Below are 12,776 nucleotides of genomic sequence, written 5' to 3'. Positions count from 1 at the left end.
TTGAGAAAATGCGTCACCCGCTTGGATTCATCAGGAGTCCATTTCCGGTTTGTCGAATTGAGCAGACGCTCCTGACCGAGAGTCCAGTGACTGAAGATGGCCGATAAGTGCTGCAAGAAGGTGGTGTCAAAAATGCGGAAAATTTGCAAGCGGTTCGACCTCAGTCCTGGGGTGGCTTCCGACCCACAGCGGACTAACGTTCGGCATAACCGGCCCAGCAAAGTTGCGTGAGGAACGAGCGCGACTCTGCTGGGTCCGAGTTTATGCTTTCGTTACGCCTTCACTGCTTAATTGTTTTGAAATTTCTATATCTTTCTTGATCAACGAATTAATGACCTGGTTTAGTGAGAGCTGTTGCCCTTTAAACTGTAGCGTATTTATAAAAAACTCTTTTACTTCTTTATCAAGATAAATTGGTATATCGAACTCCTCTATCGGTCTATAGAATTTACCTTGTTCTGCACCGCTAAAATCATATTCATCTTTCATTTTGGATGCCTTCTTTGATATTCTTCACTTTCATTTTTAGTTGCTTTGCGTGCGCTGACAATTCTTACCAGCTCTACGCCGTCTAGATCTTTAAATGTATGCACTACAACAAGTATAACCTCATTCATTGATTTTCCAAGCAACAACCACCTGTCTTCATCCTGTGAATGCTCTTCATCATACTTGTCAAGCGCATATGGGTCGGCAAAAACATATGATGCTTGCTCAAATGTAATGCCGTGTTTTTGGATGTTGATTTCTTCTTTTCTTGGATCCCACTCAAGTTTCATTATTTTTTAAGTTCCTGATTGGCTCAACGAACTTGATTAAGCGGCATAACGCTTTGGCTAGCCGGCCCAAAACCGCGCTGGCACGGAGCTTCAAGTTTACTCGGAGCTTGGTGCGCGGTTTTGGGTCGGAGCTGAGCCATTTGTTAGGCCAGTTGATGCCTTCGCTATCCTGATGAGAGATAGCAGAGCATCATTGACAGCTTCCTCGGAAGGAAAAGCCTCCGCGACTTCCGGTTTTAGCAAGACAAGATTGTGAGACTCGATGTAGGACTGATAATATTTGCCCCGCACACCGACTCCTAAGTCCTCGCGCTTGTACTCCAAACGCATGTCATCGTCTTTTGGCTTAGCCTTCTTCATAGATCTTTCTCTCACGCTTGTTCATCTGGCGAGCGCTAATGATTCTGGTGACGCCTGCCTCTTCCGTGTGACATACGATCAAGAATTTGGTGGTTCTCGTGACGCCAAATGTAAGGAGGCGCCTCTCACCTATAGAGTGATCTGGGTCATTAAATGTGAGCGCCATTGGATCACCGAACACCGTTCCCGCCTCCTCAAAAGAGACGCCGTGCTTGCGCAAATTGGATGCGGCTTTCTTGGTATCCCAATTAAGTTTCAATGCGGCAAATTCCGAGGAGGCTCTTCTGGCTAACGACAGCATCAGCCGGCGCGCTATTCGCGCGCTCGGCTGAATGCCATCGTTAGGCGGTTGATTGCGGGTTGATTCGGTGCCGGGAAAATAATTCCATCCAAACCCCTTTAATTGCAGACCCCTTTAATCTTACTACAGTATTTTAAGCAAGAAGGTCATCAAGCCAGAAAAGAATTAGAAGCTTTTAAGTCGTCATATATCTAAAAAATTCATAAAACAGTTATCAACCGTTTTACTGTTTAAGCAAGACTCACAAAATTGAAATTCAACACAACACTCGCCATCGAGTGAATAATCACAATCAGCTTTATTGCAGTCGTAAGACTTCTTCACGCTTACCTTGCATACGCGAGAATTCCATTCTTTCGCGTTTATAGTCTTTAGTTCTTGATCAAATAGTTGTTGGCAACCGTCGCACGCTGCAATCAATTTAATTCTCCTTTTTCGTAGTGGGGGTCTACCTGAAATTAAATCGAACCTGGACCCTTTAATTCCAGACGATCCAACCTTATTCGTTACGTGTTGTCTATAAAATTACGGATCCTTACAGCTGTCTTCCTGCCAAATTTCCTTGCTAACGATTTGCAAAAATCGATTAGTTTGAAACCAAATATTAGGTTCAATATTGTCACTACAAGTAATACCAAAAACACCAGTGACTTAATATCAACCCCCCGGATATCACTGATAGAATCAGGGCTTGTATACATTAGAGCGTAGCCCAGCAGTAACACCCATAACCCTATAATCGAAAACAAGATTATACGGTAAACAGCAAGAGAAACTATGTCAATAATTCTATCCATTTTCTTAGTCTGATATTCCACCTCATTTTCAGCATGCTCCAACCTAGCCCCTAACTCTTCTGTATATATCTTTTTTGCTTTCTCTAATATCGTATTAACGGAACCAAACATATTTTCATCTGATGAAAACGCTTGATCCATTAACTGGTCTCTTGCTGCCATACTGTGGATCAAAACATGATAATCGTGCTCGTTTATTTTTCCCTTATCTTTGAGTCGGTTTACTTCACTAATATAATCTGACCACAATGAATCTGAAGGTAGAAGCGCTGAATAGCAGTTAGCAACCAATCTATCCTTAGGAAGATCAGCTGTCTTTTTGACAGATTTCATCCAAACCAAAGATGTGAATACATGGTCCCCCATGCATAATGATGCATTAGAATGTCCGTATTGTTCATTAAAAAATAAGGTTGAGATTCTAGCCAACTGTGCATTTGTTGTTATAAAGATTGCTTTGCATCTATCGAGATAGTCTTGCTTTCTCCCCCCTCTTAATTGGAAAATAGCCTGCAAGCAATCAATATCATGCGCTCGTGCTTTTTCCGATTGATGTTCGAATACGCTGGAAAGCCTTTCAGATAAAGCATTTTCATTTAATGAAAACGCTTCAACTATTTCAGGTTTTTCCTCAACAAATATTTTTCTTTCATTTAGCTTTTCTTCCAGACTATTAATTATAATTAACAAGTCGGAGGGTGTTATTGAATTCTGATTAATAAAGTCAAAGACATCGCTTGGCTTATTTGGGCTTAGTCGGCCATATTGGTCAAGTTGATTTAGCGCAGCAAAGAATATGCCATGCAATTCGTCAAGGGTATTTCTAAAACAACGGGTTTTTACATCCATATCGCTCAGCATTTCCATTAACTCTTCACATGGAATGCATAGCTCTCGCTGAGAAAATCCGAGAATTCGTACCAAAAACTGCGTATCGAAGTAGACCACAACTTTCTTTAATGGCTTATTTGTAATGTCAGTAGCATTTTGAGAGTAATAAAATGTTTCTGTTAGCATAGAGCCGCGTACAAATGACAAAATTGATTCAAATGATTCCTGATCGTACTTATTTGAGTAAGCTACAAATTTCGAAACTAAGAATTTATTTTTGTCAGAGTGCGCAGCCTTGATTTTTTCCGCTTCGCTAAGGTTTGCAAAGAGTAATGGAGCAATGTCATATAGGACTTCGAAGAAGTATGTTGAAGCACTTTCTTCCTCTACTTCTACTGCATGCTGCTTTTTACAGTAATCAACAAATTTTTGAACCAACCCATTGTATCTACGTTGCTCTGCATCGCGCATATTAGAGAAGCCGGAACTTTTAACGCGATCTCTTTGGATTTTATAAATTCCCTGTGGCTGCTTTTCTAATAATTGGTATTTATTGGTAGCTCTTTTTAGCAAGCTAAGTACCGCACCAGTCGGTATTTTAAATTCAGCAATTTCAACAAATTTTTCTTTGAATTCATCAACAGAGAAAACATCTGCGCTTATCTTGTCCAGCGCTTCATGGACCAAAGGGATATAGTTATCTAGAATATCAGAGCCTTTTTTGTCCCAATTGACCCTAACAACGGCCATATTCACTAAAAATCTATCCATATTTTTTCTCGTATTTGATGCTTTCTTTTTGTCGACTGATTAAGACACGTAACGCCTCGCATCAGCGGCAAATTTGCAAGCGAAGCGCAGCAAATTTGTCCGACTGCATGCGATTGTTATGTTGCTCATGCTCATTTAGTTTCGTAGATGACATAGCTAGATTTTTCTATTCCTTCCTTAATCGTTTCTGTGTTTTCCCCATCAAACCATTGAAGATCAACCTTATACTCCGGTACAACCGCAGCTAGTCTTGCTTTTAACTCTTCGGCTTCAAATATCCAAGTTGCTAAGAGGTTTTCGTCTCCTAGTAGTGGTTGGATCTCTACTGCAATATCCAAGTCACTATCGTCTTTATAATCGTCTCTCGCTCTACTACCAAAAACATACGCCTTTTTAACTAGAGGTTCAGCGAGTGCCCAATTCTGTATCCGGTCTTTTACATCGTCGCTCAGCATCTGGGTGCAACATAACCAGTGATTGCATGGTTTCCGGATAACACCACGGAAGGCCTGTTATCCCCCGAAACGCGAGGTATCTGCCGAGCGACAAGGATCAGTTGGACCCTTGCATCGGTTCGGCAACAAACGGCGGCCGCAAAGGTTGCTCTGCCTCGGCCGTCTGGTCGAATCCTGGCACCGGTGCCCTCCCTGGTCAATGTTCGGTTCTGGCCGGGAAGCGACCCGAGAAGGTGGCGCCAAAGATGCGGAAACGTCGCGAGCGGTCCAACCTAAGTCTCGGGGAAGGTTGCCGACCCAAAGCCGACATCGCAGCCGCTAGGAACGGAGGCGAGATCTTAACCAAGAGCGAGCGCTCTAGAAAGCGCGTTCTTCGGCACCGCTAACAGCCTGCGGCGGCGTTCAGCCTCCGCGTCACGGGCGATCAGAGAAGAAACTCTTAGCGACATGTTTACGTCGGCTAGGGAAACGCTGATTTATTCCCTGCACCGTCACGGCCGGAGCGGTAAAATTCCTCCTGTTGACCCGCCCCGTCCTGGAGAGTCCCCCGATGCAGCAGCAACTGACGTTCGCCCAACTTGAGTATCAGCACAAGAAGAAAGTCACCCGCCGGGATCGCTTTCTGGCCGAGATGGAAAAGGTCGTCCCTTGGGAGGAGCTGCTGGAGGAGTTGGGGCCACACTACTATCAGGAGCACAACCGGGGACGTGGGCGCCCGCCGGTGCCGCTGGAGCGCATGCTGCGGCTGTATTTCCTGCAGCAATGGTTCAACCTCGCCGACGAAGCCTTGGAAGACACGGTCTATGACAGCCAGTCCTTCCGCGGTTTCCTGGGCATTGATCTGCTCAACGCCGGGGTCCCCGACGCCACCCTCTTGCCGAAGTTCCGCCGCCTGCTCGAAGCCAACGACCTCGGCGGGCGCCTGCTCGAGCGGGTTAACGCCCACTTGAGCGAGCGCGGGCTGATGATGAACGAAGGCACCATGGTTGACGCCACCATTGTGGCCGCCCCTTCCTCGACCAAGAACGCCAGCAAGGCGCGCGACCCCGAGATGCATCAGACCAAGAAAGGCAACCAGTGGCACTTCGGCATGAAAGCCCATATCGGCGCTGATCTGTTCAGCGGGGCGGTGCACAGCGTTCATTGCACCGCGGCCAATGTCGCCGATGTCAGCGCCACCGACAAGCTCCTCCACGGCCAAGAGACCACCGTCTTTGCCGACGCCGGCTACATCGGTGCTGACAAGCGCGATGAACTGAGCAAGCGCAAGATCCGCTGGCAGATCGCCGCCAAGCGCGGGCGCGTCAAAGCCCTCAAGGACGGCCCGATCAAAGAGCAGATCAAAGCCATCGAGCAGCAGAAGGCATCCTTGCGCGCCCGCGTCGAGCACCCCTTTCATGTCATCAAGAACCTCTTCGGCCATCGCAAGGTCCGCTACAGAGGACTGAAGAAGAACAACGTCCAATGGCAGGTCCTCTTCGCCTTGAGCAATCTCTACCTGCTGCGCAAACCGCTGCTCGCCTGAGACAGGCGAGGTGCGCCCGAAAACCGGGCGCGGGGGCCGAAACGGCCAAATCGGAGCGAGTTTGCGCCCATTGTTGCGAGTCATTCCTATTTGCGTGCCATCGAAAAACACCATTAGTGCTATTAGGGCGATTCATACGCGGCGAGGCGAATAGATCAGCGCTTCCCTAGAGGCTTAGATTTTCAGATCGGCGATGACATGTGTAACACTACCGGTGCTCATAAGCTGTCCTGTATTCCGCCGCCACAGCAAATAAATCGCCGGCAGCACGAACAGACTCAACAGCGGCGCGGTGACCATGCCGCCGACCATGGGGGCGGCAATGGGGCGCATGACCTCGGAGCCAACCCCGCCTTGCAGCATGATGGGGAGCAGGCCCGCAAAGATGGTCGCGACCGTCATGGCTTTGGGGCGAATGCGAAGCACCGCGCCTTCCTCGATGGCGGCTTTCAGGTCTTGCTCGCTTGCCAGAGTTCCGGCGCGGCGGGCGTCGGCCAGGGCGTTGTCGAGGTAGACCAGCATGATGACGCCGAACTCCACCGCTACACCAGCGAGCGCGATGAAGCCAACGGCGACGGCGATCGACAGGTTGTAGTCGAGCAGATGGATCAACCACAGGCCACCGACCAGCGCGAAGGGCAGGGACAGCATCACCAGCAGCGCCTCTGATATGCGGCCAAAGGTCAAATACAGCAGCACGAAGATGATCAGCAGCGTCAGCGGCACCACCATGGTCAGGCGCTCCTGGGCGCGCTGCATGTACTCGTACTGGCCGGACCAGGTGAGCGAATAGCCGGGCGGCAGCGCGACCTGATCGGCCACCACCTGCTTGGCCTCCGCGATCCAGCGCCCGAGGTCGCGGCCGCGAATGTCGACGAAGGTCCAGCCGTTCAGGCGCGCGTTCTCGCTCTTGAGCATGGGCGCGCCGTCGGTGATGACCACCTCGGCGACCTGCTCGAGCGGAATCTGGGCGCCGCTAGGCGTGACGATGGGCAACTCGCGCAGCTTTTGCAGATCGTCGCGCTGCTCGCGCGGGAAGCGGATGTTGATCGGATAGCGCTCCAGTCCCTCCACACTGCGGCTGACATTGATGCCACCGATAGCGGCGGCAACCAGATCATTGATGTCGCTGACATTCAGCCCCACCCGCGCGGCGGCGAGCCGGTCCGGGCGAATCTCGATATAGCGCCCACCGGCGACTCGCTCCGAGAAGGCCGAGGTGGTGCCATCCACCTGCATCACCGCACGCTCGACCTGGGTGCCGATGCGTTCGATCTCGGACAGATCAGGACCGGCGATCTTGACGCCCACCGGGGTCTTGATGCCGGTCGCCAGCATGTCGATGCGGGTTTTGATCGGCATGACCCAGGCGTTGGTCACGCCGGGTAGGTCGACAGTCGCGTCCAGCTCGTCGATCAGCTTGTCCAACGTCATGCCGTCACGCCACTCGGACATGGGCTTGAGCTGAATCAGGGTCTCGATCATGGTCAGCGGTGCCGGGTCGGTGGCGGTATCGGCGCGACCGATCTTGCCGAAGACACGCTCGACCTCGGGCAGGCTGGCGATCAGCCGATCGGTCTGCTGCAACAGCTGCCGCGCCTTGCCGATGGAAATGCCCGGCAGGGTGGTCGGCATGTACATCAGGTCGCCTTCATAGAGATCGGGCATGAACTCGGTGCCGATGTGTTTCAGCGGCCAAGCGGCGCTTAAGACCGCCAGCAGTGCGACGCCGATGGTCAGCTTCGGCCAGCGCAGCACCGCGCGCAGGCCGGGGCGATAGAGCCAGATGAGCCCACGGTTGAGCGGATTGGCAGTCTCACTCGGGATGCGCCCGCGCACCAGATAGCCCATCAGCACCGGCACCAGGGTGACCGCAAGCCCGGCCGCAGCGGCCATGGCATAGGTCTTGGTGAAGGCGAGCGGGCTGAACAGCCGCCCTTCCTGAGCTTGCAGGGTAAAGACCGGCAGAAAGCTCAGGGTGATGATCAGCAGGCTGAAGAAGAGCGCCGGGCCGACCTCGGCCGCGGCTTCGCCGATCACCCGCCAATGGTCCTCGCCGCGCGGGCGCTCGCCATGCGCGACCTCCCAACGCTCAAGATGCTTGTGGGCGTTCTCGATCATCACAATGGCCGCGTCCACCATGGCGCCGATGGCAATGGCAATGCCGCCTAAGGACATGATGTTGGCGTTGATGCCCTGGTGTTGCATGATGACGAAGGCCGCCAGAATGCCGAGCGGCAGGCTGATGATGACCACCAGCGCCGAGCGCAGATGGAACAAAAAGGCGATGCACACCAGAGCGACGACAATGAATTCCTCAATCAGCTTGGTCTTGAGGTTGTCCACCGCACCCAGAATCAGCCCGGAGCGGTCGTAGGTCTCGACGATCTCGACCCCGTCGGGCAAGCTCGCGCGCAGGGCCTCGAGCCGATTCTTGACCGCCTCTATAGTGGCCAGCGCATTCTCGCCCGAGCGCATCACGATAATGCCGCCGGTGATCTCGCCCTTGCCGTCGAGGTCTGCCACCACCCGGCGCATCTCGGGGCCGATCTGCACTCGGGCGATGTCGCGCAGCAGCACCGGGGTGCCCTCGGGGCTGGTGCGCACTGGGATTAACTCGATATCCTCAAGCGAGCGCAGATAGCCGCGCGTGCGCACCATGTATTCGGCCTCGGCCAGTTCCAGCACCGAGCCGCCGACATCGCGGTTGGCGTTCTGCACCGCTGTGATGACCTGCCGCAGCGGGATGCCGAAGCCGCGCAGCTTCTCCGGGTCGACCACAATCTGATACTGGCGCACCATGCCACCGACGGTTGCGACCTCGGCCACGCCGGGCAGGGATTGCAGCTCGAACTTCAAAAACCAGTTTTGCAGGCTGGTCAGCTCGGCCAGATCATGCTGACCGGTGCGGTCGACCAGCGCATAGCTGTAGATCCAACCCACGCCGGTGGCATCCGGGCCGAGACGCGGTTGCACGCCGTCCGGCAGATCGGCCGCAGCCTGATTCAAATACTCGAGCACCCGGGCGCGCGCCCAGTAGAGGTCGGTGCCGTCCTCGAAGATCACATAGACATAGCTGTCGCCGAAAAAGCTGTAGCCGCGCACCGCCTTGGCACCCGGTACCGACAGCATGGTGGTGGTGATGGGGTAGGTGACCTGCTCCTCGACCACGCGCGGCGCCTGGCCGGGAAAGCTGGTCTTGACGATCACCTGCACGTCGGACAGATCGGGAATGGCATCCAGCGGCGTGCGCGCGAGTGAATATAAGCCCCAGGCCGTCAGCGCCAGGGCGGCGAGCAGGACCAGGAAGCGGTTGTTGAGCGACCAGGCGATGACCGCTTTCATCTAGTGGGCTCCATGTCCGCCGGCCGCTGCCGCGCCTTCGGCATCGGGCTCGGGCCCAGTCAGGCGCTGGAAGCTCGCCTGCAGGTTGGATTCTGAGTCGATCAGGAACTGCCCGGAGGTCACGACGCGATCGCCCGCCTCAAGGCCGGAGAGAATCTCCACCGCGCCATCACGCTGCATGCCGGTGACCACGTCGACCGGCTGGAAGCGTCCGTCGCCGAGCGCCAGCACCACGCTCTCGCGCTCGCCGGTCATGATCAACGCCTCGGCTGGGATCTTGAGCACCTCCTTCTTGGGCCCACCAAAGATCTCCACATCGGCGAACATATTCGGCTTCAGGCTCAGGTCCGGGTTGTCGAAGATTAAGCGCACGCGCAGGGTGCGGGTGTTTGGGTCCAGCTCTGGGTAGAGATAGTCGACCTTGCCTTTCCATGTCCGCCCAGGCCGCGCCGGCACGCGCATCTCCGCTGCGGCGCCCGGCTTGAGCCAGTCGATCTGGTGCTCGTAGACATCGACCATCACCCACACGCGGCTTAAGTCCGCCACCCGAAACATCTCGGTGGCCTCGGTGACATACATCCCCTCGCGCGCGGCGATGTGGGTGACGATCCCGTCCATGGGCGCGCGGATGGGAACTCGGTTGCGCGGTTCGCCGTCGCGCTCGATGGCGGCGATCACATCGTCCGGCACCGCCAGCAGCCGCAGCAGATTGCGCGCCTTGTCCGCGCTGATGCGGCGTTGGCCGCCGCCTTCGCGCGAGAGCAGAAAATCGACCTGGGCGGACAATATCTGCGGCGCATAGAGCTCCGCCAGCGTCTCTCCCTGTTTCACCGGCTCGCCCTCGGCGCGCAGGTCGAGCGCCTCGATCCAGCCCGGCGCGCGCGGATGCACATGCGCAAGGCGCGTCTCGTCATAGGTCACGCGCCCGAGGGTGCGGATATAGCGCCACAGGGTGCCGCGCTCAGCCGCCGCCGTGCGCACCCCGAGCGTTTGCACCACCGCAGAAGCCAGGCTTACCTCCGGATGCTTGCCGGTCATGGGGTCGAGCCATTTCTCGACCAGATCCATGCCGCAGATGGGGCAGGTGCCGGGTTCGTTCTTGATGATCTGCGGATGCATGGGGCAGACATATTTCGGATCGGCATGCTTGCGCGCATGCTCGATCAGGCTGTCGTCTTGCGCCTCGGCCCGGGATTCGCTTGGCGCCGCCTCCGCGCCAGCAGCCGGGTCCGCGAAGCCAACTCCCCAGCCGAGGGCCAGCAGGCCAATCAGGGAAACCGAAGCCAGAAAAAGACCAGCCAGCGGTTGGCTGTCTTTCGACGCGAGCACAGGTTTGGACATGCAATGATCCTCGTTGCCGGTTCAATTCTTGATTGTCGCCAGGTCCGTCATGGAACCCAGCCGAAGCGCGTTCGTGATCACCGAGACAGAGCTGAAGCTCATCGCGGCCGCAGCAATGATCGGCGAGAGCAGCAGGCCGAATACCGGATAGAGCACACCCGCCGCGATAGGCACGCCGAGGGCGTTATAGACGAAGGCGAAGAACAGATTCTGACGGATGTTGCGCATGACCGCACGGCTCAGCCGCCGGGCGCGCAGGATACCGCGCAGATCGCCCTTGACCAGGGTGACCCCCGCGCTCTCCATGGCCACATCGGTTCCGGTGCCCATGGCGATGCCAACATCGGCCTGGGCCAGGGCAGGGGCATCGTTGATGCCGTCGCCGGCCATCGCGACCCGGTGCCCCTCGGCCTGCAGGCGCTTGACGATGTCGGCCTTGCGCTCCGGCAAGACCTCTGCCTCGACCCTGTCGATACCGAGTGTGCGTGCCACGGCTGCGGCCGTGGTGGCGTTGTCACCGGTCAGCATGACCACCGACAGTCCCTCGGCGTGCAGATCCCGGATCGCCTCCGGCGTTGTTTCCTTGATCGGGTCCGCGACGGCGATCAGTCCGGCCGCCCTATCATCAACGGCGACGAGCATGACCGTGCGGCCCTCGGCGCGCTGCGACTTGGCCTGGGCCTCAAGCGTTCCGGGCTCGATGTCGATCGATGCGAGATAGTGACTGGTGCCAATGGCGACGCGGTGGCCCTCGACCAGGCCGCTGACGCCCTTGCCGGTGACGGACTCGAAGGTCTCGGTCTCGGCGAGGGTGAGGCCTTTGTCCTCCGCCCCCCGCACGATGGCCTCGGCCAAGGGGTGCTCGCTGGCGCGCTCCAGGCTGGCGGCAAGCCGAAGCAGGGTGTCCTCATCCTGATCGGACTCCGCATGGACCGCGACGAGCTTGGGTCGTCCTTCGGTCAGGGTCCCGGTCTTGTCCAGCACCAGGGTATCGACCTGCTCCATGACCTCCAGCGCCTCGGCATTCTTGACCAGCACCCCCATGCGCGCGCCCTTGCCGGTGCCGACCATGATCGACATGGGTGTTGCGAGCCCCAGGGCGCAGGGACAGGCAATGATGAGCACGGCGACGGCATTGACCATGGCATGTGCGAGGCGTGGCTCCGGACCCCAGAGGAACCAGACGATGAAGGCCGCGACGGCGGACAGCACCACGGCGGGGACGAACCAGCCCGCAACCACATCGGCCAGGCGCTGGATCGGGCCGCGCGAGCGCTGCGCCTCGCCGACCATGCGCACGATCTTCGCCAGCAGGGTATCGGCGCCGACCTGTTCGGCTTGCATCAGCAGGCTGCCGGTGCCGTTCAGGGTTGCCCCGATCAGCCGGTCGCCCTCGGACTTGGACACCGGGATGGACTCACCGGTGACCATGGACTCATCGACGCTGCTGCTGCCCTGGGTGACTGTTCCATCCACGGGTACCTTCTCGCCTGGGCGCACCCGCAGCCGAGCCCCTGGCTGAATCTCATCGAGCCCGACATCGACCTCGGTGCCGTCGTCACGGACCAGTCGCGCGGTGTTTGGCGCCAGGCCGAGCAGCAGCTTGATGGCCGCGTTGGTGCTCCCGCGCGCGCGCAGCTCCAGAACCTGCCCCAGCAGCACCAGGGCCGTGATCATGGCCGCCGCCTCGAAGTAGACATGGACCGTACCTTCGGCCATGCGCATGCTCGATGGAAACACCTGCGGGAACAGAAGGGCAATGATGCTATAGCCCCAGGCGACGGACACACCCAGCCCGATCAGGGTGAACATGTTCAGATTCCAGGTCAGCACCGACTGCCAGCCGCGCACGAAGAAGGGCCAGCCGCCCCACAACACCACCGGCGTGGCCAGGGCAAACTCGATCCACTGGACCGTGCGCATCGTCATTCCGTCGGGCAGCCAGCCGGGGGCCAGGTCGGCCACCATCGCCAACACGAACAAGGGCAAGGCCAGCGCGGTGCTGACCCAGAAGCGCCGGGTCATGTCGATGAGCTCTTCGTTGTTTTCGTCGGTCGTTACCGTCTGCGGCTCCAGCGCCATGCCGCACTTGGGACAACTGCCCGGTCGGTCCTGAACGATCTCGGGGTGCATCGGGCAGGTGTAGTCGGTTACCCCACTGCCGCTGACCGGGTCGCGCAAGCCGGTGCTGTGTGGATGAGCTTTAGCTGGAGCGTGCATCATCTTGGCCTCCTAGGCTGGTTGGACAATCGATCCGGTCTCGCGGTCGAG

At 56.5% G+C, this 12,776-nt stretch carries 9 protein-coding genes; 1 reads left to right on the top strand and 8 read right to left on the bottom strand.

Going from position 1 to position 12,776, the window contains the following annotated elements; all coding sequences use genetic code 11:
• Window positions 1-261: 261 nt before the first annotated feature.
• The 5 genes from Thiosp_RS11995 to Thiosp_RS11975 all read right to left on the bottom strand — a co-directional run bounded on the left by Thiosp_RS11995 (window position 262) and on the right by Thiosp_RS11975 (window position 4,294).
• Complete coding sequence (locus tag Thiosp_RS11995) at window positions 262-489, bottom strand: hypothetical protein (protein ID WP_323697092.1); 228 nt, start codon at window positions 487-489, stop codon at window positions 262-264.
• Window positions 486-779 carry a BrnT family toxin gene (locus tag Thiosp_RS11990; protein ID WP_323697091.1) on the bottom strand — a complete coding sequence of 98 codons (294 nt, stop codon included), beginning with the start codon at window positions 777-779 and terminating at the stop codon, window positions 486-488. The genes Thiosp_RS11995 and Thiosp_RS11990 overlap by 4 nt, the downstream gene beginning before the upstream one ends.
• Window positions 780-1,125: 346 nt before the next feature.
• Window positions 1,126-1,440, bottom strand: coding sequence for a BrnT family toxin (locus Thiosp_RS11985; RefSeq protein WP_323697090.1), 315 nt, complete (start codon window positions 1,438-1,440; stop codon window positions 1,126-1,128).
• Between the two features lie 506 nt (window positions 1,441-1,946).
• Window positions 1,947-3,839: a hypothetical protein gene (locus tag Thiosp_RS11980; RefSeq protein WP_323697089.1), complete on the bottom strand. Its 1,893-nt coding sequence runs from the start codon at window positions 3,837-3,839 to the stop codon at window positions 1,947-1,949.
• A 131-nt stretch (window positions 3,840-3,970) separates the two neighbouring features.
• Window positions 3,971-4,294, bottom strand: a complete 324-nt coding sequence (locus Thiosp_RS11975) for a nucleotidyltransferase domain-containing protein (RefSeq protein ID WP_323697088.1) — start codon at window positions 4,292-4,294, stop codon at window positions 3,971-3,973.
• A 550-nt stretch (window positions 4,295-4,844) separates the two neighbouring features.
• Here Thiosp_RS11975 and Thiosp_RS11970 point away from each other — a divergent pair.
• Window positions 4,845-5,819, top strand: a complete 975-nt coding sequence (locus Thiosp_RS11970; RefSeq protein ID WP_323697087.1) for an IS5 family transposase — start codon at window positions 4,845-4,847, stop codon at window positions 5,817-5,819.
• Between the two features lie 174 nt (window positions 5,820-5,993).
• On the opposite strand, the gene Thiosp_RS11965 is transcribed toward Thiosp_RS11970, so the two are convergent.
• Genes Thiosp_RS11965 through Thiosp_RS11955 form a run of 3 tightly spaced genes read right to left on the bottom strand, consistent with a single transcriptional unit; the run spans window position 5,994 to window position 12,728 of the window.
• Complete coding sequence (locus tag Thiosp_RS11965; RefSeq protein WP_323697086.1) at window positions 5,994-9,164, bottom strand: efflux RND transporter permease subunit; 3,171 nt, start codon at window positions 9,162-9,164, stop codon at window positions 5,994-5,996.
• The gene (locus Thiosp_RS11960; protein ID WP_323697085.1) at window positions 9,165-10,505 is read right to left on the bottom strand and encodes an efflux RND transporter periplasmic adaptor subunit; all 1,341 of its coding nucleotides are present in this window, start codon (window positions 10,503-10,505) and stop codon (window positions 9,165-9,167) included. It abuts the gene before it with no gap.
• Window positions 10,506-10,526: 21 nt separating this feature from the next.
• Window positions 10,527-12,728, bottom strand: a complete 2,202-nt coding sequence (locus Thiosp_RS11955; protein WP_456129272.1) for a copper-transporting P-type ATPase — start codon at window positions 12,726-12,728, stop codon at window positions 10,527-10,529.
• Window positions 12,729-12,776 lie beyond the last annotated feature (48 nt).

This window comes from Thiorhodovibrio litoralis, from assembly GCF_033954455.1.
Classification (GTDB): Bacteria; Pseudomonadota; Gammaproteobacteria; order Chromatiales; family Chromatiaceae; genus Thiorhodovibrio; species Thiorhodovibrio litoralis.
Note: the sequence above shows the minus strand (reverse complement) of the source record. Positions and strands in the feature narration are given on the sequence as shown.